Source organism: Alicyclobacillus fodiniaquatilis (assembly GCF_042678105.1).
Taxonomy (GTDB): domain Bacteria; phylum Bacillota; class Bacilli; order Alicyclobacillales; family Alicyclobacillaceae; genus Alicyclobacillus; species Alicyclobacillus fodiniaquatilis.
The window spans coordinates 84,962-109,643 of the sequence record NZ_JBHUCX010000092.1; the positions used below are offsets into that span (position 1 = coordinate 84,962).

Consider the following 24,682-nt stretch of genomic DNA (forward strand, 5'->3'; position numbering starts at 1 on the left):
CCGGTCACCTCCCTGAGGTCGGTTCGCCAAGGACACGAACCTCAGTTTCCAAATCGATCCCAACCTGTTCGCGGATGGTGTTCTGGGCGTGACGAATCAGCCAAAGGACATCAGCTGCCTTCGCATCCCCGCAGTTCACAATAAAATTGGCGTGTTTTTCGCTGATTTGGGCGCCGCCATGTCGCAAACCCTTGAGTCCTGCTTCTTGAATCAATCGCGCGGCATGTGTCCCTTCCGGATTGCGAAAGACAGAGCCGCAGTTCGGCCAAGACAGCGGCTGTGTTTGCGCGCGGCGCAGCTTCCACTCTTTGACGGTCGCCGTCAACGCTTCCCGATTCCCCTCTTTGAGCTGAAACTTGGCGCGAATGACGATGCCTGGCTGGTCTTTGAGAATGCTGTAGCGATATCCAAAGCAAAAATCGCTGTTTGTCATTCTCTGTATAATGCCATTCTCATCCATGACATCGGCCCATTCCAGCACTTCACACGTCTCTTTGCCGTAGGCGCCAGCGTTCATCATCACAGCGCCGCCGACAGATCCTGGGATGCCAGTGGCAAACTCCAACCCTGCCAAGCCATGGCGCACCGAGAGATTCGCCGCCGAGACATACGAGCGTCCGGCCATCGCAATCACACTCTGCCCCTCAAACTGGATGTCTGCAAAGCCATCGTGCAATTTGATGACAAGCCCGCGAATGCCACCGTCGAGCACCAGCGCGTTCGAGCCGCGCCCGATGACCGTGATGGGCAGCGAAAGTTCCCGGGCCGCGCGCACCGCGCCTGTCAGTGCAGAAATGGTTGTGGGCACCACGAATACGTCGGCCGTTCCACCGATGCGCCAAGTGGTGTGCGCCGCCATCGATTCATTGAAGCGGACATCTTCCACCCCGTATGACGAAAAAACAGGCAATAATGTTTCAGAGACCATGAGCGAACCTCCATTGTCGATACTTCACACGCCTACGCCCAGGTTCCGCATGGCATCATATGCAACACTGTAGAATCTGTGCTTTTTCAGCGATTGAAAGCGCGTATTTCACAACGCAGAACCACAACATTATGTAGACAAAAAAAGGACACGGTTGCGAAACCCCGTGCCATTCTCTGAGAACGTTCGCTAAGCACCAAATCATATTGTACTAAAATTTGACGAACACACTAGACAAATAGATGTTGAATATCAAATTATTTTTTGACAAATATAAGGATGACATGCGCGTATAAAACCATGAACCACATTACCTGATCACTTCTTGGACAATCTGATACAGCTTGTTGACCGCATCAGGCGTCCCGCACGCTTTGGCCCTTTTTTTCATGCGCTCTAACGCATCGTCTTCCAGTTGGTTTTCTATCGCCTGCCACAGCGTGTCTTCCGTCAATTCGGCCTCGCGAATCATGGCGGCCGCCCCTTGCGTCACCAAACCTTTTGCATTTTCCTCCTGGTGGTTCGCCGTCACATAAGGACTTGGAATCAGGATGGACGCAATTCCCAGCGCGCAGATTTCAGCCAAGGTGCCACTCCCTGCCCGACTGACAATCAAATCCGCATGCGGCAATACACTGGCCATGTCGTAGATAAACGGATGAATCGTCACTTGGCGCGGCAAATCTGGGTGCATCGCCTTGACCTCTTCGTAGTGCCGTTCGCCCGTGACAAACAGCACGCGCCAATTTGGATGCGCAAAAAAGCGCGGCAACATGCGCGCAATCACCTGATTCACCGATTCTGACCCACGACTGCCCGTGTAGATGACGACGACCTTCTGCCCGCGCAGGATTCGGTATGTATCCATCGCCGCGCGCCGCTGGCCAGCGTCGATATCCAGCACTTCACTCGCGCGCGGATTGCCTGTCAGCACCACTTTCTTCGCCTTGCTAAAGAACCGCTCACTGCCCGCAAACGAGACAGCCACTGCGTCCGTGCGACCAGCACACAGCTGATTGGTCAGCCCCGGCCGCGCGTTTCCCTCCCAAACGACACTGGGAATCCGCAACGCATGCGCAGCAAATATCACCGGCAGCGTGACAAAGCCGCCCGTGCCAACCACGACATCAGGCTGCCACTGTTTGAGCAATCTTTTGGCCTGAAAGTAGCCGCGCCCCGTCTTGAGCGCCGTCCGCAAAGCGGCCACCGAAATCTGTCGCCGCAAGCCAGCGGCCTCTACTGTGGCAAACGGAATGTCCGTCTTGCCCACAATCGATTTTTCCAACCCCGCTTCAGTGCCAATATAGCGCACGTCGAGGTCTTCAACGCGCGCCCTCATATATTGCCATAGGGACAAAGCCGGGTATATATGTCCACCCGTGCCGCCGCCCGTCAATACGATTCTCACAAAATCACCTCTGTCGGATTACTGACCGGGTTTCCGGAAAGTTTCGCGTGGATGTGCCAGCCGACAGCCCTTAACGTTGCGGAAACACCGCCTGTTTCGAGATGTTTAACAAAATGCCGACACCCGTCAGCATCAGTGTCAACGAAGAGCCGCCATAGCTGATGAACGGCAGCGTAATCCCCGTAGCAGGCATGGAGCCGGTCACGACACCAATGTTGATCAACACTTGCACAGCAATCATGCCAGTGATCCCCACTGCAAGTAAAGATCCGAATTCATCTGGCGCGAAAATGGATGTCCGCACACCGCGCCAGACAATGACACCAAACAGCAGCAAGATGGCCAAACAGCCAAGGAACCCTAGTTCCTCGCCGATGATCGCAAAAATAAAATCTGTCTGGGGTTCGGGCAAGTACAAAAACTTTTGCCGACTGTTGCCGAGGCCCAGCCCCAACACGCCCCCAGAACCAATCGCATACAGCGATTGGATGATCTGATAACCAGAGTTCTGCGGATCCTTCCACGGATCTAAAAACGCCACCACACGCTGAATCCGATACGGCGCCATGGCGACCAATCCGCTGAATCCAAGAATCCCCAAGCCAAAGAAACCGCCCAAATGCTTTAAACGCGTGCCTGCCGCAAACATCATCAGCAGCGTCGTGCCCATAATCACCACGCTCTGCCCCAAATCAGGCTCCAGCATAATCAGCCCCACCGCAGCCAAGGCCAGCCCCAAAGGTGGCATAAATCCACGCCACAGCGACTGCATCCGGTCGCCCGATTCACTTAAGAGATGCGCCAGGAAAATGATCAACCCCAATTTGGCGAACTCGGACGGTTGAATGCCCAATGAACCAAAGCCCAACCACGCTTTCGATCCGCCGCGATTGACGCCAATCAACAGCACCAAGACGAGCATCACGAAGCTGATGACCACAATCTTGGGCGCGTGCTGGCGCAACTTGTGGTAATCAAAACGCGCAAACCAGAACATCGCGACGACACCGATGACTGCCCAGATCAACTGGCGCTTGGGATAAAAGAACGGATCGCCAAATTTATTTGCCGCGACGACCGATGAGGCACTGTGAACCATCACAATACCCATGCAAAGCAGGATGACAATTACACCGACAATGACCATATCAATCGAACTACGTGCAGAATTGGAATTGCGGGCTCGAAGCACGGATGCCCCTCCTCAGACGCTGACGCCCCTGGCTTTTTATCCAGGGTCGTCCACATAGTGACTCTACAGTCTATGCACAGCGTCTTTGAACATGCTTCCCCGTTCCTCGAACGACTTAAACATATCCCAACTTGCGCAAGCTGGCGAAAGCAACACGGTGTCCCCTGGCGTCGCAAGTTGATGCGCGCGTGCGACCGCTACCTCCAGCGAAGCGACCTCCTCGATGACTGGCACGTCTGCAGCCTCGCACGCCGCCTTCAATTGCGCCTTTGTCTCCCCCAAGAGCACGGCCGCTTTGACGCGGTTGCGCAAATCGGGAACGAGATCGAAAAAGTCAATGCCGCGGTCAAGGCCCCCTGCCAACCAGATGATGTCCTTGTCAAACGCGTGCAGCCCCTGCCGCCCAGCTGTCGGGTTGCTGGCTTTTGAGTCGTTGTAATATCTGACCCCTGCCACTTCACGCACAAACTCCAAACGGTGCTCAATGCCCGCAAACGTCTCTGCCACCGTGCGGATGGCCGCGTCAGACGCCCCTGCCGCCTGCGCCATCGCGGCGGCGGCCAACAAGTTGGCGAGATTGTGTCCACCTTTCAACGCGACCTTCTCCACAGGCAACAACGGGCGGCGTTCGTGATTTTTCACCAACACGATAACGTCGTCTTCTACAGCTGCGCCATCTGCAAAATCAGCAGTCTCTTGGCTGAACCAATGAATCTGCGCCGCCAAAGCGCCTGCGCCATCCCGCACAAGGGGTTGATCCCGATTCAAAATCGCGATATCCGCACTGGTCTGGTTTTTAAACAGAACCCACTTCGCGGCCTGATAAGCTTCGAAGTTGCCGTGATAGTCCAAGTGCGCCGGAAAGAAATTGAGCAACATGGCGATGCGTGGATGAAATGTCTGCGTCCCAAGCAGTTGAAAACTGGAGACTTCGAGCACAAGCGGCCTCGCGGGTGTCAACTGTTCGACAACACTTGACATCACAATGCCAATGTTGCCTGCTACAACAGGGTTGAGATTAGACTGTTGCAACATTTCTCCCACTAATGTCGTGGTCGTTGTCTTGCCGTTTGAACCTGTGATGGCATAGAGTGGCGACTGTGTAAACCAACTGGCCACTTCAATTTCCGTAAATAACGGGATCTGCTTTTCGACAGCAGCTGCAATCAATGGCTTGTTGTAGGGAATGCCAGGATTTTTGACGATAAACTGCCACGGTGTGTCGAGCAGTGTGGCGGGATGCCCGCCAAACACAAAATGAACGCCTGCTTTTTCCAGGCGTTCTACATCCGCATCGTCGATAGGACGCGGCTGCACCTCGTTCACAGTCACGCGAAAACCATGCCGCAGTAACAAGTCTGCTGCCGCGGCGCCGCTCTTGGCAAAGCCGATAATCAATACATCACGCGGCGCGCGGATCCACTCGTCCACTTGCGCTTGTACACTTGCCATCTGTTTCACCTTCCGCAAGTTGTCCGAAAATGAGGACGGAACACAACTTCTTCGCGAAGTCGTTGTCCCGCGTCATCTCCGTGACATGAATGAATATCCAAAACCTAAAAGTGCTCTCTGCCCTAAAAAATCCGACACCTTAGGGCACCTAACGAGAGAGCAGCGCGAGTGTGCCAAACGCGCAAATAAACGAAGCCAGCCAAAACGCGATCACGACTTCCCATTCCGACCAACCAGACAATTCAAAGTGGTGGTGCAGCGGACTCATTTTAAAGACGCGGCGACCAAATGTGCGGTAGGAAAAGACTTGAATCATGACCGACAACGCCTCTGCGACAAAGACCAGGCCGAACAGAATCAGCGCCAGTTCACTGTGCGTGAGCACAGCCACCATCGCCAAGCCGCCGCCGATGGCCAATGAGCCTGTGTCCCCCATGAACACTTTGGCAGGATGGCGATTAAACGCCAAAAAACCGCCGAGGGCGCCGACCATTGCCGCGCAAAATAGCGACACGTCGTAATTTGTGTTCCAGTACGCGTAAACAGCATACGCAGCGAACACCATGATGGCGCACCCAGACAGAAGCCCGTCCAAGCCATCTGTCAAATTGACCGCATTGGTTGTGCCCAGTAAGACAATCAAAAGAAAGAGCACATAGAAAATGCCAACGGGAATCGCCCAGTTGGAAAACGGAATATGGATGCTAAACGAATGATACCCACCTTGTTCCCACCAAAGCAAGAAAAACAAAATCACGGTCACAATACATTGGAAGAGCAGCTTCTGCCTCGCCGTCAACCCTAAATTCCGCTTCTTTACAATCTTGATAAAGTCATCGGCAAAGCCAATCAGGCCAAAGCCCACTGTCCCCAACAGGAGCATCAGCGTATCCAGACTGTCAACAGCAAACTTGAGCGTCGTCAAAACCACTGCGAGCAGAATCATGACGCCGCCCATCGTCGGCGTTCCAGCTTTGGCCTTGTGATGTTGCGGCCCTTCCTCCCGAATGGATTGGCCAAATTTTAGTCGGTGCAGCAACGGAATACAAATCGGCCCGAGCAGCAAAGCAATGGCAAATGCAGCAATGGCTGTAAACAACAACGCCTGTAAATCCAACTTCGTTTCCTCCTACACCTGTTCGGTGGTCGTCCCTCTGGCTTGAACCGCCGCGCGCGCCTCTTGGCGATCATCAAAATGCACTTTCGTCCGCCCGATGATTTGATAATCTTCGTGGCCTTTGCCAGCAATGACGACGACATCCCCGGGTTTTGCTCGGCCGACGGCTGCATAAATGGCCTCGCGCCTGTCCGTGCAGCGCAAATAATGGTCCGCACCAGGCGGAATGCCCTGCACCATGTCATCGAGAATGGCAACTTCATCTTCTGTCCGTGGGTTGTCGCTCGTAAAGATGGCAAAATCACTGTGCCGCATCGCAATGGCCGCCATCAGCGGACGCTTTGTCTTATCCCGGTCACCGCCACAGCCAACCACTGTGATGACGTCGCCAGACGCAAACTCCCGCACGCTTGTAAGCACGTTCTCCAAGCCGTCTGGGGTGTGCGCATAATCGACAAAAATCCCAAACGGCTGACCAGCATCCACCCGCTCACAGCGCCCGGGTACACCAGGATAGCTTTGCAGCGCTTCTCGCATGACGTCGAACGGAATCTGTTCGACAATGCCGACGGCGATTGCGGCGAGCACATTGTAGACATTAAACCGGCCAATCAGGCTGGTCGTCACTTCCATGTGGCCACAGGGCGTGATGACATCCATCATCGTCCCGTTGTGCGTCAGACGAATGTGTTCCGCACGGACATCGGCGCCAGCGGAACAACCGTAAGTCAATGACTGCGCCACGGTCGCATCGAGCATGACATCACGATAGGGATCATCCTGATTGACAATCGCGTAAGTGTTATTCTCGCGTGTAGATGCATAGAGATTACCGAGACGCGCAAACAAAAGGCGCTTCGCCTGCGCGTAATCTTCCATTGTCTTGTGAAAGTCGAGATGATCCTGCGTGAGGTTGGTAAATACGGCGATTTTGTAGTCCACCCCCGCCACCCGGCGCTCGACAAGCGCATGTGAAGACACTTCCATCACACCGTGGGAACACCCCGCATCGACCATGCGTTGCAAATAACCATGCACATCGACTGCTTCCGGGGTCGTATTTTGCAGCGGAAATGTCTCTGCACCAATTCGGCCGCCGACAGTGCCTAAGAGACCGGTCTGTTTTCCAGCGGTCTCCAGCACGTGCGCAATGATATGCGTGACCGTCGTCTTGCCGTTGGTGCCTGTCACGCCGATCATCCGCAACTTGTGCGAAGGATGCCCATATAGGACATCCGCCAACAAAGCTGCGGCGCGGCGCGTGTCTGGCACAACCACCTGTGGCACAGTCAAATCAGGGATACGGCGTTCAACGAGTAAAGCCACCGCCCCAGATTCAACTGCGCTTGGCGCAAAATCATGCCCGTCCACCGTGTGCCCTGGCACCGCGACAAACAAGCTTCCTGGATGCACACGTCGTGAATTGGTTTGAATATCCAAGACAGCCACATCAGCATTTTCATTACATTGGTATGCAAATAAAGGTTGAAGCAGTTCACTTAACAACACCGTCAGTTCCCTCCAACCAGTTGACATCCTCATGTCCAACCGCGGCCAGCACTCCAGCGTTGACACCTTACGTCATTGCCGGATGTCGATGATATGAATGGGATATATTCATCATCCTACTGGTCGCGGAAGCGCCACGGATGGCAGTCTATTGGTTTTGTTTCGACTTGTCAATTTTTCTTGTGCTCGGTCCATCGCCCAGGAACAGCCTGATGGTCGATCCATCATCCACTTTGCTGCCGCCGACCGGCGATTGCGCCACAACGGTTTTCCCGCTGCCCTGCAAATTCACCTTCAAATGGGCGCTGCTTTGAAGCGCCAACTTTTTGGCATCGGCCAAAGACAGCCCTTGGAAGTTGGGCACCGTCACTGGGACATTGTCACCGTACTTGTAGAGCTTCGGAATGCCGTCGTTCGTCGGCATATAGCCCATATGTTCCAAGCTGTCCTCCAAAATGTTGCCGACAATCGGCGCCGCGATGACACCGCCAAACACTACGCCGTTTTTCGGGTGTGGGTTGTCAATTGCAAGATAGGCGATCAATTTTGGATTGTTGGCAGGCGCCATGCCGATGAATGAAACGATGTAGTGTCCCGATTCATAACGACCGTTTTTAGCAACCTGCGCCGTCCCCGTCTTGCCGCCAATGCGCAACCCCGCTTTATAAGCCTTGCTGCCACTTCCACGCGCCACCACACTTTCCAGCGCGCTGCGCACCAGTTTGGCAGTGCTCGGCGAAATCACCTGGCGAACAACGTCTGGCTTGGTCTGCGAAACAACTTTTCCTGTATCGTGATTCAACACATCCTGAACGACATATGGTTTCATGAGCTTGCCGCCGTTGGCCACAGCCCCCATGGCCATCACCTGTTGAATCGGCGTGACGGAAACGCCTTGGCCAAACGCCGTCGTCGCCAGTTCCAATGGACCGACCTTATTTACATTGAACAGAATGCCATTTCCTTCACCAGGCAAATCGATGCCCGTTTTGTGCCCAAAACCGAATTTCTTGATGTAAGAGAACAGCGTGTTCTTGCCCAACCGCTCTCCCAGCGCGATAAAACCGGGGTTGCAGGAGTTCTCGACCACGTTGAGAAACGTCTCTGATCCATGCCCGCCTGCCTTCCAGCAGCGAATGCGATGACCAGCCACTTCATAATAACCGGGATCGTAAAACTTGTCCTGCAAATTCACCTTGTTTTCCTGCACCGCAGCAGACAGGGTGACGATTTTAAATGTGGAACCAGGTTCAAACGTCTGCCAAATCGCCAAATTCCGATTGTACGTCGAAGCCGGGGCATCCTTCCAATTGGCGGGATCGAACGTTGGGTAGTTGGCCATTGCCTTGATGGCGCCCGTTTGCGGATCCTCCACAATCGCCGTGACACTGTCCGGGTTGTACTCCACGACAGCCTGTTCTATTTCGTTCTCTACATATTGTTGAATCTGCAAGTCAATGGTCGTCTTCACGTCATCGCCATCTGTCGCAGGCTTGACTTGTTCACCTTCATTCGGAATCAACTCGCCGTTCGCCTTGGCGTAAAACGTAATACTGCCAGGCTTACCCTGTAGCACTGTGTCATACTCTTTTTCCAAGCCGGTGATCCCCTGGTTGTCCGATCCAGTGATGCCCAACACCTGAGCGGCGAGATCGCCATACGGATAAGCGCGTTTTCCTTCCTCAGTGATGTAGACGCCAGGTAGATTCAACTTGCGGATCTGCGTCAGTTGCTCTTGGGAAATCCGCTTGCCGCCGGGTTTGATATAGGTCATCAACTGCTTTTTTTCCAATTGCTTCAAAATGGTGCCTTCCGGCATCTTCAAAATCGGAGCGAGCGCCTTGGCCGTACCTGCTTTATCCTTCACCTGCGCGCGCACAGCGATGATGGATGGCGCACTCGCCGTATAGGTCAACGGTTGTCCATCATCATCCAAAATGCTGCCTCGAATGCCTGACAGTTCGATCTTCCTATCCCATGTCTTCTTCGCTTCACCTGACAGCCACGAAGACTGAATGAGCTGCACAAATACCAAACGGCCCACCAGTACCAAAATGGCGCCTAAGAGTACGAGCAAGAGCAGCACCAAACGGCGCCGCATCATTCCGCGAGTCACACGCACATCCTTCGCCTCCAAGCTTGTTCATCGAGATCATCCTATGCGGACAACTCCCCTGCTAGAAGCGAATGGGCACGTGCAAGACGTCGAATTGGGACAAGAAAAAACAGGCCCTTTCAAGGGCCGTGTAAGATGCTGCATGCAATTTGTTTGAAAACGTCCAAGCACACAGGCAGCACACTGTGGATGTGTCTGGACTTGAGCACGTCGATCACGCTTTACTGTGGACTCAAAGTGACGGGAATCGCTGTGCCGCTCGCCACACTCGTCCCTGCCGCAACCGCCTGCTTTGTCACAAACCCATTGCCGGTTGGCGAGATATTCAGCGACAGCGCCGCAAGCAAGTTGGTCGCATCACGCAGTGAGAGCCCCGTCAAATTGGGCACACTCACTTTGCTGCCCTCGGCGTGCTGCAACAAACCGTACATTTTACTGCCTTTGGTCACTTCGACCCCAACTGGCGGCCACTGTTTTTCCACTGTCCCACTTGTGCCGACAAACATCGAGTCCAGTCCCATTGATGACAATTTGGCTTTGGCCGCCTGCTGTGAAAGACCGACGATGTTCGGCGTTTGCACATATTGCACCTGATTGCCTTTCGGCGTGTCTGCCGAAGCAGATGGCACGTCGCCCGTCGGCGCAATGTGATCGTAATCGAGCGTCTCTTTCATGATGGCTTTGGCATATGGCGCCGCGATGCTGCTGCCCCACGTATCTGCTTCAGGGGTTTTCGGCCAGTCCACTGTGACGTAGACTTCCACTTGTGGATCCTGGGCCGGCGCAAAACCCATGAACGACGTGATGAATCGGTCACTGTAATATTGTCCGGTTTTCGGATTGGCCACCTGGGCGGTTCCCGTTTTCCCAGCCACTTCGTAACCGGCGATTTTTGCGCTCGAATCTAGGCCGTACTTTGGATCAGACACGTCGAGCACCATCGTATTTTTGACTTCATTCAGCACATTTTGCGGAATGAAATTCTGCCGCACGACGGTTGGCTTCACCTGTTTGATGACTTTTCCGTCCGGCGAGGTGATTTTGCTCACCACATACGGTCGCATCAATTTGCCGCCATTGGCGATGACACCCATTGCCGCCACCTGTTGCAGTGGTGTCACAGAAATCCCTTGGCCAAAACCGGACGTCGCCAACTCCAGTTCCCCCTGCTGTGACTTCTTGAACAGAATAGACGAAGCCTCGTCAGGCAAGTCGACCCCTGTCGGCTTGTCAAAACCAAACAAGTTCATGTAATGGTCCAAATTCGGCCAGCCGAGCTTCTCGGCAATCTTGGCAAAGCCGACATTGCTGGACTCTTCTAACGCTTGTTGAAAAGTGAGTACGCCCCACCCAGCGGGGTCCCAATCGGAAATCGTTTGCCCATCCACCGTTGTGTGACCGGACATGTACGTGTCATACAGTGAGACGGAATTGGTCGCCAGCGCCGCTGCCAAGACAAACGGCTTAAACGTGGACCCCGGCTCAAAACTGCTGTTGACCGCCCAGTTCGTGTACAGTGCGTCAGGGCTGGCTGACGCATACGAATTGGGATTGAACGACGGCGCGCTGGACATCGCCAAAATGGCGCCGGTTTGGGGGTTGGTCACGATGATGGCCGCGTGCTGCGGCTTGTACTGCTTGACCAACTGCGCCATTTCACTTTCGACATAGCCTTGAATCGTCTCATCGAGTGTCAACTGAATGTTGTCGCCTGGCTGCGCCTTTTTCGTCACATGGACACTGCCTGGCAGCGGATAGCCATAGGCGTCTCGTTGGAAATCTACCGTTCCATTTGTGCCGCTCAACTGTTTATTGAACTTTTCTTCGATACCACCGACACCGACAATGTCTGACTGATTTTTTTGATCCGGTTCGACAAAGCCGATGGTGTTGGCGGCGAAATCGTCATAGGGATACAACCGCTGCTCGGTCGGACTGAAAGTGACATCGGCGCTCCACTGGACGCTTTTGTTCGCTGGCGCCCACTTGTGCGCGTCAAACGCCGCCTGCAACTTGGTCTGCGCCGTCGCCAGAATCGGTTTGGGATAACGCACCCACGGCGAATCTTCCTGCAGCAAATTGACCACTTTGCTCGTGCTCGTGCCTAAAATCGGCGCGATCTCCGCAGCGATTTGGGCGGCGTACTTTTTCAAATCTGCCGTCTTGATATCCACATAGGAAGCTGGCACATCATAGGCCAATTCGTTGCCCTGCGCGTCCAGAATGGCGCCGCGCGGGGCAAGGAGTGTATTGTCGGCGTCCACTGCCAGCTTCTCATTTTTCTCGAGTTGGTCGCCGTATACTTTTTGCACATCATAAACACGCCATAAAATGGTTGATAGAACAAGAATCAGACCGCCTTGGACCACCCACAGACGCTTCTTGCTCCGTTTCGATTGTTTGCGTGGCTGTGTCGCTTTTTTACGCTGCCAGCCGGAATTGTATTTTGACATCGCGCATCACTTCCCAGCAGGATCTGCTGGAATGGTCAGCGGTTTTTTATATTGCATATGCAATTTGTTCAGCGCTTCCTGCAGAATGCGCGACGGGCGCTTCAACTGTGCGACCGTTGCATTCACTGTGGCGTTCGTCGCGCTCTGCTCGTTCACCTGTGTCTGCAACTTGGTATTTTGAAAGCTTTCCTGGTAGACAGCTGCCCCCTTCGACGCCACCATCCACACAATCGAAAAACTGATGGCACAACACACGCCGAGGCTGATGCGGTTCGCTATCCGTGCGCGTCGCGCCGACTTCGCTTGCCCGCGCGTTGCAAAGCCATCTTGTTGTTGCGGCAGCCGGACAGACTGTTGTTCAAACCGAGATGTGCGAATTTCTTCCCGAACTGCAGACATGTGTCTTCCTCCCACATTCACATTACAATTTCTCAATCACCCGCAATTTGGCCGATCTCGCCCGCGGATTGTTCGTCTGTTCCTCTTCAGTAGGCGCTATCGGTTTACGAGACACCAAGCGTCCGCGCGGTGTGCGACCACATGTGCAAATGGGCAACTCTGGCGGACAAATACACCCAGTGGCAAAATCGCGGAACGTTTGCTTGACAATCCGATCCTCCAAGGAATGAAAACTGATGACGGCTAGGCGTCCTCCTTGGTTTAGCAGCGAAAATGCGCCTTCGATGCCTGTTTGCAAAACGGCCAATTCATCATTTACAGCGATGCGTATCGCCTGAAAAACACGCCGGGCCGGGTGTGGACCGCTGCGCCGCGCTGCAGCCGGAATGGCTGCTTTGATGAGATCCGCCAATACGACAGTGCTCGTGATCCGCGACACTTCCCGCGCTTCGACAATTTTGCGCGCAATCGCGCGACTAAATTTCTCCTCGCCGTAGCGAAAAAAGACATTGGTCAATGTTTCAACTGACGCCTCGTTGACAAACGTCTCTGCCGTCATGCGCTGACGCCTGTCCATCCGCATGTCAAGCGGGCCGTCCTGCCGATAGCTGAATCCCCGCTCGGCAACGTCAAACTGCGGCGATGATACGCCGAGATCGAACAAGATGCCGTCTACTTGTTGAAATCCACGATTGGTCGCTTCCTGCTCAATGTGCGCGAAATTCGCGTGGACCGTCTGCAGGCGAAAAGCCATATCCGCCAGTGTCACACGCGCATTTTCAATTGCCGTCGTGTCTTGATCAAACGCGAGCACACAGCCTGTCGGCGCGCTTCGTTCCAACAGAAGCCGCGTGTGACCGCCACCACCCAAGGTCGCATCAATATAGCGGCCCCCGTCTCGCGGTTGAATCGCATCCACGGTCGCCTCTAATAAAACCGTCTCATGTATGAACGCCAAGTTTACCTTCTCCTCCATCGACTATCCACCGCTTTAAAATGAAAAATCCACTAGCTTCTCAGCGATGTCCGCAAATGAAGTTTCTGCCTCATCCGCATAGCTGTTCCAAGCGTTTGCATCCCAAATTTCCACGCGATTAGAGACGCCAAGCACTGTGCAGTCTTTATCCAGACCTGCATAATCACGCAATTTTTGCGGCAGCAACATGCGCCCCTGCTTGTCAAGTTCACATTCACTCGCGCCTGAAAAGAAGAAACGCACGAAAGATCTCGCATCGGAACGCGTCATCGGCAACGATTTCAACTTGGATTCTAATATTTGCCATTCTTCCATTGGGTATACGAACAGGCACTTGTCGAGCCCGCGTGTGACGACGAATGACGTTCCCAGGCCATCACGAAACTTGACTGGCACTGTCAAACGTCCCTTCGTATCGAGTGAATGTTCAAATTCTCCCATGAACACGCGAATTCACCGCCAAGTCCTGAATCCCCACTTTGCCCCACTACTCACCACATTAATAGCTTTTCGCCCCACAGCACAAAAGTCCTGCCTTCAAAACAAAAAAAAGCCCGCTGACGGGAATCCGTTAGCGGGCTGGAGAATCTGTGAAATTCGCGCGCATTTCTGCGTAAAGAGACGGCATCTGCGAACAACGCGCCTTCAAAAACACTGATACCCAGTCATTGCGACATAGAATTTGATATGAGTCGCATGGTTGATAAACATGGATTACTCCACAGACAACTCCAGATAAGGCGCTGGTTGACGATAATTGCCCCAGGCTGGCAGCGATTCAAACCACACCTGCCCCAACTCGGCCCAGATATTGAGTGGACAAAGACGGCGTTCCTGTTCGTGACCATCCGTCCAAAACCAATGCTGAATGCGCCTTAACTGCTGCACATCCGCTATGTGACGCTGTTCCGCCAGACGATAAATTTTGGACTCAAGTCTAGTCAAAAGCGATTCGTGCTCTTTGCCTTGACGCCCTACCATCTCAGCGACCTGCGGTCCATAGACCGCGAAATCATCGGCGAGTTCACTTAACTGGTGATGAACCAGTTCCTTCATGCCTGCGACTTTAGCAGACAAAGCGGAAGAAAAATCCTGCAGCAGACGCGTCGCCACCAAGTCAACGGGTTGACGCACGTCTTCAAAGGAAATGTCCCACTGTTTCATGGCGCGGGCGACGCCCGGTCCCGCGATGCGAAATCGTTGACGCATGATCAAAGGCGGCAACAGGCGTTCATGCGTGTGAAAGACGGCGCGCGACAGCGTATGATAGGCAATTTCGGACGGACCGCCGACATATGCGAGTGTCGGCAGAAGGTGATCTTGAATGACCGGACGCAACAAGACGTTGGAGCTAAACCGCTCTGGCTCTTCCATCGCCATGCGAATCCAGGCGGCCTCATCTAAATCAAGTCCATATCCCCGCGCAGTAAAATGACCACCCTCACGCCGTTCGAGCACATACCGTTTGCCGTCAACGACATGAAAGACCGTAGAGTGCGCTGCATCGCGAATGACTTCCGGTTCAAAGCCGGCTTCAGCCACTTCGTCATACGCATCTTGCAATTTGGCCTGCAAAACGTCGAAGTTTTGTAGTGTCCGGGCAAAAACCGGCCCAACCAATTGACGCAAAGCCGGTAAACAGGGATCGACGATGACGATGGGTTGATTCTGCAAGAGAACCGACATCAAACGCGCAAACCAGACGGCCAAACTGTCGCCTGTTTGCCAACAATCCGCGAGGGTTTGAAGCATCTCGGCTTTGTATGTATGATCAGGCAAATCATCTTGGATGACCTGTAAGACGTACTGGATTTGCGAATGATCCAAAGGGGCGGAATACACCATTTGATGACTGTCAAACGCATGTTTTAATTGCACGCGTTGTGTCGTCTGCTGATGCGAGAGAAAATAGGCGTGATCTACTTCCGCAAAATCGTGATCCTCTGAAGCCACCCAAAACACCGCGACCACTGGGCGTTCTAATTCGCGTTCCAGCTCACGCGCGACGCCAACCGCTGAAAGCGCTTTGCTGATAGAGTAAAACGGCCCTGTGAAAAGACCCGCTTGTTGCCCTGTGACAACAGCGACGCTGCGCGGATCTCGCAAACGCGCTGTCGCCGCTTTTTGTGCGGGCGACACACCGATTCGCTGCCCGTACGCTTCGATGGCCTCCACCAATTGCTGACGGTGGGCATCGTCAAAGTAAGGTGTGATCATTTCAGCTCGTTTGCGATAAGTCTCTGGTGAAATTGGATTTTGTTCATCATACAGATGTGCAACATCCGCAAATGAAAATAACTGCGCATCCGTTAGACGATTGCCAGTTGGCGATTGATGAATTGAACATTTCAAAAATGAACAGCCCCTTTAATTCGGTTGTCCGAAAACAGATAAGAGGTTGTCCGGCTGAACTTCTGCCCGTGACACTCTCTGAATACGTCAAGTCATGATTGTGCAAACAAATGAAAAGACCGCCATACGTGATGTTTCCCACACCAGCCGCATTATGAAAACGCCGAACGCCTCTATGTATTTGACACATTTCATCCAATCAAATAAAGTGCAATTTTCTTTACCACGCCGCTGGCACACATACCAACGAAAGTTGACAGGACTCAACCACAGATGTGTCAGTGTTATCATAACAACATCTACCCACTAAAGTAAAGTAAGTCGAATGGCGATGGCCCCATATTTTAACCTTCAAACCTTCAAAAAGGTTTGTTTTCGCAGAATAGAAGTTTAAGATCCCCCGTTTTCGGCAATCCTTTTGATGTGGCAATATACTCGCTTGTACTTGCCATCCCCCTTATTTTTCGCACTTTGATCGAACTTCCGATCAACCGCCCAGATATGCTGCGGCGGTTTTTTTATTGCCTGAATATGCTACCTTTGAAATATCAGCCATTTGGAAGAGGAGCGGATTGACATAGAGCAGGTCAACCATATCAGCGCGCCATCAGTTGATGGGCAGAGGAAGCGAGTCGCCATTGTGACAGGCGCTTCACGGGGAATTGGCCGAGCCGTCGCCATCGAACTGGCACGCACAGGGGTTTCGGTCGTTGTCAACTATCGCCAACAGCAGGCTGCGGCACAGCAAGTGGTCGAGACTTGCAACGCCCAAGGTGTGTCTGCCATCAGTGTAAAGGCGGACGTGACAGATGAACAGGCGGTAAAACAACTGTTCGTCGCCGCAACCGCGCTTGGCACACCAAGTATTTTGGTAAACAACGCTGGACTGGCCGATCATGGACTGCTCATGGACTTATCTGTCCAACAGTGGCGCCATATCATCGATACGAATTTGACATCCGTCTTTTTGTGCAGTCGGGAAGCCATCCCATATATGCGCCACTGGGGCAGCGGGCGCATTGTCAACATCAGCTCCATACACGGTCTGTACGGTGCCAGCAATGAGGCCGCATATGCAGCCAGCAAGGGCGCGATGAACGCCCTGACCAAATCTTTGGCGCAGGAGCTGGGCAGTCTGCAAATCACTGTAAATGCCGTCGCGCCAGGCGTGATCGAAACAGAGATGCTCGGTATGTTCAGCCGCGAAGAACAATTGGACATGGTTGATGCAACACCAGTGGGCCGTCTCGGTCAACCAGAAGATGTCGCGGCGCTCGTGCGATTCCTCGTGTCTGATGCGGCCAGTTTTCTCACAGGCCAAGTCATCAGCCCCAATGGCGGGCGAATGACCTAATTTTATCGTCCGCCTGTGCGTAGGCGGGCTTTTGTCCGTTCAGCATCTGCACCTGTTTGCATTCGCTGAATCAGCACCGCGAGCAAAAGCCAGGCCGGTGGCCGTGCGCCGACCTGGCCCTCCTTTTTGTAAACGGCGCGAAAGGAGTGAACAATCCGACCATGAGACAGAAAACACGTAAAACATCAGTGGCGCAGGCGAAATTGGAACAAAGAATTCGTGCTGAGGCAAAGAAACTTGGCCTTTCTCATAAAGAATATCTACGGCTCACGCTGGCCATTTCAACGGCCTTGCGCGACGCGTTTGGCGATGCGACACAATGGCAGGCGAAACAATTGCTCACAATCGTCGAAAGTCCAATGTTCAACATTTTGCTCAAGAGCGTGGCGCAAACCACGCTGTCCAATCTCCAGACGAACGATGATTCTGCTGATGATACTTCTTCAAATGAAAAAGAATCCGGTCCACAAGGCGTGGAAGTTCCACCCCATCTGCAGTTGCCAAACCCACATGTACCACGTTACAGTTCGCCTTGGGGCTACCAACGACCGCAAAGGCCACTTAGAGAAACGCAGGAGCGGGGACAACGACAACCAGTGCCAAACCGTGTCCCTGGCGCTACGGCCACCATGTTGTGGCCTTAATCCTGGTCTAATTTGCGCAATGGATCCATTTGTACGCCAAAACGCCGAACATGCACATCGGCATTCACCACAATTTTGGCGTCTTTCATCTGCTCATCCCAAGGATAATCAGCAAATTGTTGATACGTTCTAAACTTGCCTCGAATGTACTTTGACACAGGAACCACATCTGTTTTGTCCTTGACCAGCAGCCGCTCCAACACCTGATGCAATTTTTGATCTACCTGTTCGCTCAATCCTTTTTCCAGAATACGGCGTTTACCAGCTTGGGCATAGTCGATCCCGCTCGCCACATTGTCAACATCCACATCTACGGGCAAATTCACATGAATCTGCACTGGATTGGTCAGCGAAATCTTGTATTGCGGCGCGCGCTCCTTGTGGAGGGATACACTGATATCCTGACCTGTTTCGGACGGATCGTCCAAGTCCAGTTTTGCGTGGTACAGCCCGCCTTCTAGCATCCGTATGTATATACAATCCTCCCCATTCAAATAATCAACCACTTTGTCCCCTTTGAAGACCGCTGCCCCCATCCACTCTACAGGGTTGCCGCCCAAGCGCAGAACCTTGCCTGCCTCATAGGAAATCTTGTCGTTATCAGGCAATGTCGCATCGTCGTTTTTGACGAAGTCATTGATGTTATAAAGCGGTGCAATGACAGATTGATGCGGATTTTCCAATGCGCTGGCGAGATCATGCAAGCGGCAAACTGGAATAATGCCGGATCTCTCGCCCACCATCGCCATACCGTCGGCCACCCGAACGATTGAGGTGTCGAGCATCGGCTTGTCCGCTTGGATCACGTCGAGGGCAGTCGTCTTAGAAATGGACATGAGCACACTGCGGCGGAATTGCTGATAGCGAATGAGTGGCTGAATATACGTGAGGACACCATCTCTGGCAAGTTCGTTGCCAAAGATAATCAGTGTCAGGTGTGAAAAGGTAATGGTGCGTTCAATGGATCCTCCCGCTAATACCATGGCCTCATTGATGCTGTGCGCGCGTACGGTCACAGGTTTCGTGCTGGCCAAAGGCTCCATGCCACCTTTCGCTCCAGCGCCCGACGGATTGACTGGCACTGAAATGCGAAGCGTACAATCAATCAGTCCGTTTGGCCCCTTGTCAATTCCAAGCGTGCTGACAAACGCCTGTTGCTCCAGTTCCTGCCTGTCATAGCAGCCAGTCATGGCCACAGGTGATGACAGTAAGATCAGCACAACACACAATCGCTTTAACACATGGCGCCTTCCAGCACAAATGCTTTGTTTACCACGTTTTCTAAACATAATGACGGTCACCTTCCTCGGACGCTCCTCGCCAATAGGGTGACACGGAAACATTTACATCATGCACAAAAATATGTATGGCTAAAAAATGGAGCGAGCTTATTCAGCTCGCTCCATTGGCTCCTCGTGCTCCACACGTTCGAGATTGCCGTATTCGTCAATTTGATACATAAACCCTTGCGCCAACTCGCCGCCGTCAAGCAATGTCGCTTTTCTCGCTCTTTCCATGATTTGAACCAGCGCCTTATAATCTTCGGAAACCGTTTCGTAATCATGTTTGAGTTGCATGTATTCCTCGCGAATTTGTCCGTGTTCCTCTTGCAATTCTTTGAAGCGCGCTTTCCATTCGTTACATTGGCGTTCCGCATTGCGCCACCTTGAAGCCCAGTGTTGAGCCGTGTTTTTTTCCTGGCGCAAAAAGCGTAGAACTTGGGCCCAAGACATGAGCGTTGCTGTTGGGTGATCCAAATCTCCGCCTTCCATTTGCGCTTGAACGCGTTCCGATTTGCTCTTCTTGCGCTCCTCTTTGGCAATTTCGATGATTTGCCGCTGCTGTTTGCGCACACAGGCGTTCCAGCGAAAGCCACAAGCTGCAGCGGTTCTGCCAAGCCTGCGCGAAGCTTCGTTGAAACCAGCCAGTTGTGTACTCCCTTGCTTAATATGTTTTAAAACAACTTCTGCCAACACTTCATCGTCTTCTGTTGTCCATGCATCTTGGCGCATGGCGCGTGATGTTTGACGCATCCTAAATTCCTCCTACAGTTCTTTTGTTTGTTAGTAACCCACATCCGCACGTGCGTACTTAAGAGTTATCACGAGACTATCATTTGTTATATCCAATTTTGCAAGGGCTTAAACATCACATCGCTACTCTGAAAATGAAATCGATACCTTGGCGCACACCACCTGCGATGCCCGCAAAAGACTAACGTCTTGGTGATGATGCCGGACAGTTCACATGATTGTCTGTCCCCAAATGAGATAACCCCAGACGAACAGATCCGATCACATTTGATCAGCCCTGTCCGTCCGGGGTTTTCTTTCATCAATTTTCACTTTTTCTGTGAATTCGCCGCCAACCGCGCCGTCGATATATCTCCGTGTGATTGGCTCCGACAAACGTAAACGCCATCTTTGGCCTTTTGCGCCTAGCGGAGCGTTTGCGAAACAGGCGTATCAACATGCGAACAACAAAGAACAGACGCGTCACACGCGTCGTTTGCCACAGTGTGTAAAATAGCGAAAACAACTTAAAAGTGCGATATATCAATCGAACGATTCCCACAGGCCTCACTCCTAGCGGTAGTGTTGCCCACTGTGGGAAAGCTCATGCTTCGTCCATTGTCAACGATGGATCTACCCTGGAAATGAATTGGTACTTTGGTGTACACCAGCCGCGCTGCCTTGATGGACTCGTATTTTCATGATTTTGCTGATGCGGGACACATCACGCATCGCGGTCTATTTTTTTCACTTCAACGGCTTGCAGCGCTGCTGCAATCAGACCTTCCACGTCGAGCTCTGCCTCAGCCAAACGCACTTCATCTCGCTTTGGTTGTGTTTTCGGACGTTTTGGCGCAAACAAAGAACAACAATCGTCATATGGCAAAATGGACGTTTCATAAGTTCCAATTGCCTGTGCACGGCGAATGATGTCCAATTTGTCCTCGGCGACAAGCGGCCTGATGATGGTCAAATCGGTCACTTCATCAACCACGTGAAGCCCAGATAGTGTCTGACTTGCCACCTGGCCTAAGCTGTCCCCGGTGACAAACGCCAACCAACCATACTGTTTGCCCAAGGCTGTGCTGATATGAAACATCATACGGCGCAAGAGAATGGTACGAAGTCCTTCAGGACAGGATTTCCGAATGGCGGCCTGTGTCTGTGTCAATGAAACGAGATTGAGATTGAGCGATCCCGACCAGCCTGCAAGCGTCTTTGCCAAATCTTCGACTTTGCGCTGCGCGCGTTCACTCGTAAACGGAAAGCTGTGAAAATGGACGAGATCAACCACAAGCCCACGGCGCATGGCCTGCCAAACCGCAACGGGACTGTCAATACCGCCAGACAGCAACGCGCCCACGCGTCCGCTCATGCCCACCGGAAAGCCGCCTGCCCCCTCAACGACATCTGCATATACGTATGCGCCGTCATCACGGACATCGATATGGACCGTGACGTTTGGCTCATGGACATCGACCTGCAATTCAGTAAACCGCTCTGCGAGCGCACCGCCCACATGACGCGCCAGTTCCATACTATCGAGCGGAAATTGCTTGTTGCCACGGCGCACTTTCACTTTGAAAGTCGACCCCAAGTGACGCGCTTCCTCAAGCACTTGCGCAGCAACTTCCGTTATCGCGGCGACATCAAGCGGCGCTGCCATGACAGGACTCAACGAACGAATGCCAAATACTTTTTCTAGTTTTCCCAACACCGCTTCCACAGGCGCCCCATGTAAACTGACCAATGTTCGACTGCTGATCCGCCGAACTTTGATTTGCGGCCACTGGCCAAGCGCATTTTGAATGTTTGAAAGAAGCAGACGCTCCAACTGCGAACGATTGTTTCCCTTTGTGTTGATTTCGCCGTAGCGAACAAGAATGTGTTCATACATACGATCCACCTGTTTAGACCCCCACCATGCTTTTTAACCAAGATGTCTGTTCACGAACGATTTCAAGCGCGGCGGCAAGTTGCGACCAAGGTGTCTCCGGCTGCCAGGAAAATCGCACAAACGCCTCCGCCTGCCGTGCTTCAACCCCCATTGCGGTCAGGACATGGCTGCGTTTTTTTGTACCTTGCGCCGTTGAACAAGCGCTCCCTGCGGAAATATACAGCCCTTGTGCTTCCAGCGCATGCACGATGACTTCGCCGCGCAATCCCGCTAGTGACGCTGCAACGATATAAAAGGAAGCGGTTTTCGGCTGATAAACGGTCCACCCCGGAATCGCGCGCAAACCGGCGACAAATTGCTCGTAGTGCTGGACTGCCAAATTCGCATCCCCCAAGTGTTCACTCACTTCTTGCGCTGCCAGGCCAAAAGCGATTGCGCCAACCACATTCTCCGTACCAGAACGCAAGCCAAATTCTTGTCCGCCGCCATGCACTAGCGGAGATAAGCGAAGTCCCTCTCGGACATAAAGCGCGCCGGTTCCTTTTAAAGCGCCAATTTTATGTGCAGACACCGTATATAAATCAATGGGCCATTTCCCTAGATAAAGTGGCATTTTCCCTAACGCTTGCGTTCCGTCAACATGCAATCGCAACTTGGGATAGGCTTTGAGCTGTGCAGCCAATTTCTGCACGGGCATTATCGCGCCTGTTTCGTTGTTGACGTGCATAACACTCACTAAAACCGTATCTTCGCGTACCGCTTGCAATATATCAGATACCGCGATATCCCCGTTGGCGTCCGGCGCGATGTACGTGACATCCCACCCCTGACGTTCAAGCTGCCGCATAGGTTCAAGCACGGCAGGGTGCTCAACTGCAGTCGTGATCATATGGCGACCCCGATTTTTGAGTTGCACTGCGCTTCCCAAAATCGCGAGATTGTTGGCCTCTGTGCCTCCACTCGTAAACACAAGCTGTCCATTTCTCGCGCCGAGGGCGGCAAGCACTTGCGCACGCGCCTTTGACAACCGCGTTTCCGCAATCATCCCTAAATGATGCAATGACGAAGGGTTGCCATAGATGTCGAGCGCCTCCGTCACACATTGCTTGACTGTCGGCCGCAAAGGTGAAGTCGAAGCGTGATCCAAATATAGCGTTTGATCCGGCATCATCATCCCCCCTGTCTGAAAGTGAATTGATGGCTTTGCGCGCACCAACCGTGATACTTCATAAACGCACATTTCTATGCTGCTGTTGACGCAAGCAGCATCATGGATGGCAGTCTGCCGCGTACAAGCATAATGCCACCAAAAAAGACGCGTCAACACCAGCCTGATTTTACACTCAGCTGGTGTTGACGCGTACGCTCACAAAATCGTTTCACTTGCGGGCTCTCAAAACATTGACGCCCGTGTTTTGCGACGGATCAGCGAACGACGACTTCGTCGATCAAGCCGTATTCCTTTGCTTCCGCCGCAGACAAGAAGTTGTCTCTGTCGGTATCCCGCTCCACGCGCTCCAACGGTTGACCAGACCTATCGCTCAGAATTTTGTTCAACTTTTCGCGCGTTTTCAGGATGTGTTTCGCGTGAATTTCGATATCCGAAGCTTGCCCTCTTGCGCCACCGAGTGGTTGGTGAATCATCACTTCAGAATTCGGCAAGGCATAGCGCTTGCCCTTTTCACCAGCCGTCAAAAGTACAGCGCCCATGCTGGCAGCCATGCCTACACACATCGTGCTGACTGCAGGTTTAATGTGTTGCATTGTATCATAAATGGCCAGACCAGCAGATACCGACCCGCCGGGGCTATTTATGTACATTTGAATATCTTTTTCAGGATCATCCGCCGCCAAGAAAAGCAACTGCGCCACAACGGCATTGGCAACATCGTCGTCAATTGCCGTACCCAAAAAGACAATGCGGTCCTTTAACAAGCGCGAATAAATATCATAGCTGCGCTCACCTCTAGATGTCTGCTCAACTACATACGGAATCAGGCTCATCTGACACGCCTCCTTCTTATTCAATACAATACCCATCATGCACGAAAAACACCATTTAGTCAAGAATAGTCAAAGTCAATTGACATTCGTTTCTCATACACGCGGCTGTTCAGGAAATACTGAGTTCACAAAACATGAAAAGAGGTGATTTTGGCTTGCAACAGAACATCGGGACTGCTGACCGCTACATGCGAATGTTCACTGGTATCTTGGCCATTGGTTGTGCAACCACCCGCCGTCGTCGTCATTCCCCATTTGGCAACGCGCTGTTGCTGTCGTTCGGCGCGATGAAAGTGGCGGAAAGCGTGACGGGCTGGTGTCCGTTGCAATACGTCAGCCAAACCTTGTCTTGCAACATGGAGGACCGCAATAAAGCAAGCGCAATTGCGCCGCTGTCGCCAAAACAGTCATCGGCGCCCAAAACGTGTGACCAGGAGACTGAGCACCCCCCTCAATCCAAACCAACTTCAGAAGAGAGCTCGTGCCAGTCAGAACTGCACAGTCACGAACCATCGGAATAAATTTTTGCAACATCGAAACAAGCCTTTTCATCATTAATATTTTACGCACAAATTGTACCAAAATAAAACAGGGTCATTCCCGCTCAAGCGATTTTGACAGATCACCTGAGTGGACTGACCCTGTTTTTCTTTACCCTCATGTTTAAACCGATGTGGCCGTTGGCACTCCTGCCTCCTGTCGACTGAAGCGTACACCGTATTTTCCTTTACGAGTGCGGTATATTTCCACATTGGTCGGACGTGCTGTCCGGCGAATCCGGTCGTCCGCTTCCACCCACATCACAGCACAATACGCTTCGAATTTCGACTCATACAACCCTGCAAAATACACCCACTCGTCCATCCGCC

22 protein-coding genes are annotated in these 24,682 nt (G+C 52.7%); 3 read left to right on the top strand and 19 right to left on the bottom strand.

The features are described 5' to 3' along the window. Positions 1-4: 4 nt before the first annotated feature. The 12 genes from murB to bshC all read right to left on the bottom strand — a co-directional run bounded on the left by murB (position 5) and on the right by bshC (position 15,902). The gene (gene murB, locus ACFSB2_RS21845; RefSeq protein WP_377945224.1) at positions 5-928 is read right to left on the bottom strand and encodes a UDP-N-acetylmuramate dehydrogenase; all 924 of its coding nucleotides are present in this window, start codon (positions 926-928) and stop codon (positions 5-7) included. A 310-nt stretch (positions 929-1,238) separates the two neighbouring features. Continuing rightward, on the bottom strand, positions 1,239-2,336 hold the full coding sequence (gene murG / locus ACFSB2_RS21850; protein WP_377945225.1) for an undecaprenyldiphospho-muramoylpentapeptide beta-N-acetylglucosaminyltransferase: 1,098 nt from the start codon (positions 2,334-2,336) through the stop codon (positions 1,239-1,241). Between the two features lie 70 nt (positions 2,337-2,406). Continuing rightward, complete coding sequence (spoVE, locus tag ACFSB2_RS21855; protein WP_377945454.1) at positions 2,407-3,483, bottom strand: stage V sporulation protein E; 1,077 nt, start codon at positions 3,481-3,483, stop codon at positions 2,407-2,409. 108 nt (positions 3,484-3,591) lie between these two features. Beyond that, complete coding sequence (gene murD / locus ACFSB2_RS21860; RefSeq protein ID WP_377945226.1) at positions 3,592-4,980, bottom strand: UDP-N-acetylmuramoyl-L-alanine--D-glutamate ligase; 1,389 nt, start codon at positions 4,978-4,980, stop codon at positions 3,592-3,594. A gap of 148 nt (positions 4,981-5,128) precedes the next feature. Then, positions 5,129-6,097, bottom strand: coding sequence for a phospho-N-acetylmuramoyl-pentapeptide-transferase (gene mraY, locus ACFSB2_RS21865; protein ID WP_377945227.1), 969 nt, complete (start codon positions 6,095-6,097; stop codon positions 5,129-5,131). A 12-nt stretch (positions 6,098-6,109) separates the two neighbouring features. Then, positions 6,110-7,633 carry a UDP-N-acetylmuramoyl-L-alanyl-D-glutamate--2,6-diaminopimelate ligase gene (locus ACFSB2_RS21870; RefSeq protein WP_377945228.1) on the bottom strand — a complete coding sequence of 508 codons (1,524 nt, stop codon included), beginning with the start codon at positions 7,631-7,633 and terminating at the stop codon, positions 6,110-6,112. A 121-nt stretch (positions 7,634-7,754) separates the two neighbouring features. After that, complete coding sequence (locus ACFSB2_RS21875; protein WP_465252491.1) at positions 7,755-9,728, bottom strand: stage V sporulation protein D; 1,974 nt, start codon at positions 9,726-9,728, stop codon at positions 7,755-7,757. Between the two features lie 215 nt (positions 9,729-9,943). Beyond that, positions 9,944-12,175 (bottom strand): penicillin-binding transpeptidase domain-containing protein, encoded by a 2,232-nt coding sequence (locus ACFSB2_RS21880; RefSeq protein WP_377945229.1) that lies wholly within the window; start codon positions 12,173-12,175, stop codon positions 9,944-9,946. A gap of 6 nt (positions 12,176-12,181) precedes the next feature. Continuing rightward, positions 12,182-12,574, bottom strand: coding sequence for a septum formation inhibitor (locus ACFSB2_RS21885; RefSeq protein ID WP_377945230.1), 393 nt, complete (start codon positions 12,572-12,574; stop codon positions 12,182-12,184). A gap of 22 nt (positions 12,575-12,596) precedes the next feature. Beyond that, positions 12,597-13,532, bottom strand: a complete 936-nt coding sequence (gene rsmH, locus ACFSB2_RS21890) for a 16S rRNA (cytosine(1402)-N(4))-methyltransferase RsmH (protein WP_377945231.1) — start codon at positions 13,530-13,532, stop codon at positions 12,597-12,599. A 33-nt stretch (positions 13,533-13,565) separates the two neighbouring features. Continuing rightward, positions 13,566-13,997 carry a division/cell wall cluster transcriptional repressor MraZ gene (mraZ, locus tag ACFSB2_RS21895; RefSeq protein WP_377945232.1) on the bottom strand — a complete coding sequence of 144 codons (432 nt, stop codon included), beginning with the start codon at positions 13,995-13,997 and terminating at the stop codon, positions 13,566-13,568. 267 nt (positions 13,998-14,264) lie between these two features. Then, complete coding sequence (gene bshC, locus ACFSB2_RS21900) at positions 14,265-15,902, bottom strand: bacillithiol biosynthesis cysteine-adding enzyme BshC (protein ID WP_377945233.1); 1,638 nt, start codon at positions 15,900-15,902, stop codon at positions 14,265-14,267. Between the two features lie 556 nt (positions 15,903-16,458). Between bshC and ymfI the strand changes: the two genes are divergently transcribed. Next, positions 16,459-17,256, top strand: coding sequence for an elongation factor P 5-aminopentanone reductase (ymfI, locus tag ACFSB2_RS21905; RefSeq protein ID WP_377945234.1), 798 nt, complete (start codon positions 16,459-16,461; stop codon positions 17,254-17,256). A 161-nt stretch (positions 17,257-17,417) separates the two neighbouring features. Continuing rightward, the gene (locus ACFSB2_RS21910) at positions 17,418-17,900 is read left to right on the top strand and encodes a hypothetical protein (RefSeq protein WP_377945235.1); all 483 of its coding nucleotides are present in this window, start codon (positions 17,418-17,420) and stop codon (positions 17,898-17,900) included. Here ACFSB2_RS21910 and ACFSB2_RS21915 read toward each other — a convergent pair. The 6 genes from ACFSB2_RS21915 to clpP form a co-directional block, all read right to left on the bottom strand. Continuing rightward, positions 17,897-19,141 carry a Ger(x)C family spore germination protein gene (locus tag ACFSB2_RS21915; protein ID WP_377945236.1) on the bottom strand — a complete coding sequence of 415 codons (1,245 nt, stop codon included), beginning with the start codon at positions 19,139-19,141 and terminating at the stop codon, positions 17,897-17,899. The two genes, ACFSB2_RS21910 and ACFSB2_RS21915, sit on opposite strands and share 4 nt — an antisense overlap. 147 nt (positions 19,142-19,288) lie before the next feature. Further along, positions 19,289-19,912: an RsfA family transcriptional regulator gene (locus ACFSB2_RS21920; RefSeq protein WP_377945456.1), complete on the bottom strand. Its 624-nt coding sequence runs from the start codon at positions 19,910-19,912 to the stop codon at positions 19,289-19,291. Between the two features lie 322 nt (positions 19,913-20,234). Next, on the bottom strand, positions 20,235-20,474 hold the full coding sequence (locus ACFSB2_RS21925; protein WP_377945237.1) for a hypothetical protein: 240 nt from the start codon (positions 20,472-20,474) through the stop codon (positions 20,235-20,237). A gap of 162 nt (positions 20,475-20,636) precedes the next feature. After that, positions 20,637-21,809: a tRNA uracil 4-sulfurtransferase ThiI gene (gene thiI, locus ACFSB2_RS21930; RefSeq protein WP_377945457.1), complete on the bottom strand. Its 1,173-nt coding sequence runs from the start codon at positions 21,807-21,809 to the stop codon at positions 20,637-20,639. A 13-nt stretch (positions 21,810-21,822) separates the two neighbouring features. Then, on the bottom strand, positions 21,823-22,977 hold the full coding sequence (locus ACFSB2_RS21935; RefSeq protein ID WP_377945238.1) for a cysteine desulfurase family protein: 1,155 nt from the start codon (positions 22,975-22,977) through the stop codon (positions 21,823-21,825). A gap of 257 nt (positions 22,978-23,234) precedes the next feature. Beyond that, the gene (gene clpP / locus ACFSB2_RS21940; RefSeq protein ID WP_377945239.1) at positions 23,235-23,813 is read right to left on the bottom strand and encodes an ATP-dependent Clp endopeptidase proteolytic subunit ClpP; all 579 of its coding nucleotides are present in this window, start codon (positions 23,811-23,813) and stop codon (positions 23,235-23,237) included. Between the two features lie 155 nt (positions 23,814-23,968). On the opposite strand from clpP, the gene ACFSB2_RS21945 reads away from it, so the two are divergent. Then, the gene (locus ACFSB2_RS21945) at positions 23,969-24,334 is read left to right on the top strand and encodes a YgaP family membrane protein (protein WP_377945240.1); all 366 of its coding nucleotides are present in this window, start codon (positions 23,969-23,971) and stop codon (positions 24,332-24,334) included. A 142-nt stretch (positions 24,335-24,476) separates the two neighbouring features. On the opposite strand, the gene ACFSB2_RS21950 is transcribed toward ACFSB2_RS21945, so the two are convergent. After that, entirely contained in the window at positions 24,477-24,677 is a 201-nt protein-coding gene (locus ACFSB2_RS21950) for a hypothetical protein (RefSeq protein ID WP_377945241.1), read from the bottom strand. Positions 24,678-24,682 lie beyond the last annotated feature (5 nt).

Excerpts from the sequence above, each read along its gene's own strand:
- murB (WP_377945224.1), bottom strand. The coding sequence starts at position 928 with ATGGTCTCTGAAACATTATTGCCTGTTTTTTCGTCATACGGGGTGGAA.
- spoVE (WP_377945454.1), bottom strand. The coding sequence starts at position 3,483 with ATGGTCATTGTCGGTGTAATTGTCATCCTGCTTTGCATGGGTATTGTG.
- murD (WP_377945226.1), bottom strand. The coding sequence starts at position 4,980 with ATGGCAAGTGTACAAGCGCAAGTGGACGAGTGGATCCGCGCGCCGCGT.
- ACFSB2_RS21870 (WP_377945228.1), bottom strand. The coding sequence starts at position 7,633 with ATGTCAACTGGTTGGAGGGAACTGACGGTGTTGTTAAGTGAACTGCTT.
- ACFSB2_RS21880 (WP_377945229.1), bottom strand. The coding sequence starts at position 12,175 with ATGTCAAAATACAATTCCGGCTGGCAGCGTAAAAAAGCGACACAGCCA.
- ACFSB2_RS21885 (WP_377945230.1), bottom strand. The coding sequence starts at position 12,574 with ATGTCTGCAGTTCGGGAAGAAATTCGCACATCTCGGTTTGAACAACAG.
- ACFSB2_RS21910 (WP_377945235.1), top strand. The coding sequence starts at position 17,418 with ATGAGACAGAAAACACGTAAAACATCAGTGGCGCAGGCGAAATTGGAA.
- ACFSB2_RS21920 (WP_377945456.1), bottom strand. The coding sequence starts at position 19,912 with ATGCGCCAAGATGCATGGACAACAGAAGACGATGAAGTGTTGGCAGAA.
- thiI (WP_377945457.1), bottom strand. The coding sequence starts at position 21,809 with ATGTATGAACACATTCTTGTTCGCTACGGCGAAATCAACACAAAGGGA.
- ACFSB2_RS21935 (WP_377945238.1), bottom strand. The coding sequence starts at position 22,977 with ATGCCGGATCAAACGCTATATTTGGATCACGCTTCGACTTCACCTTTG.
- clpP (WP_377945239.1), bottom strand. The coding sequence starts at position 23,813 with ATGAGCCTGATTCCGTATGTAGTTGAGCAGACATCTAGAGGTGAGCGC.
- ACFSB2_RS21950 (WP_377945241.1), bottom strand. The coding sequence starts at position 24,677 with ATGGACGAGTGGGTGTATTTTGCAGGGTTGTATGAGTCGAAATTCGAA.